1 protein-coding gene is annotated in these 396 nt (G+C 37.6%); it reads right to left on the reverse strand.

From position 1 onward, the window contains the following. Positions 1-113: 113 nt before the first annotated feature. The coding region (locus KH893_RS12765; protein WP_486606313.1) for an aldose epimerase family protein at positions 114-396 on the reverse strand (283 nt) is incomplete at its 5' end.

Consider the following 396-nt stretch of genomic DNA (forward strand, 5'->3'; position numbering starts at 1 on the left):
TATTTATTTAGTTATGCTGCTGTTGGTTAAATTGATTGGCAATAATTTTTAGTTCTAAATGTTTTCTCGCGATAAAAAAAGCACTGTTTTTTCGCGGCGCTTTTTAAACTGTTTTAGTGTTCGTATTGATAAGCAATATTATAAACAGCTGTTTTACCAGCTGGCAAAATGATATCGCCGAAATTTTGATGGTGGATTGCATCAGGCAGGGTCTGGCATTCAATTGCCAAAGCATTAAAATCATGTTGCTTCTCACGCTCTGGATCAAGCGGATTAGTCGTAAAAACAACAACGGCGTTTCTTTGTGAATAGATTTTAATTCTGCGTTTATCGGTTGAGTCGCCGATTTCAGCAACCGGTTCCTGGCTGTTAGGCGTAACCAAAAATATATCATCC

Source organism: Liquorilactobacillus sicerae (assembly GCF_029916425.1).
GTDB classification, from domain to species: Bacteria; Bacillota; Bacilli; order Lactobacillales; family Lactobacillaceae; genus Liquorilactobacillus; species Liquorilactobacillus sicerae.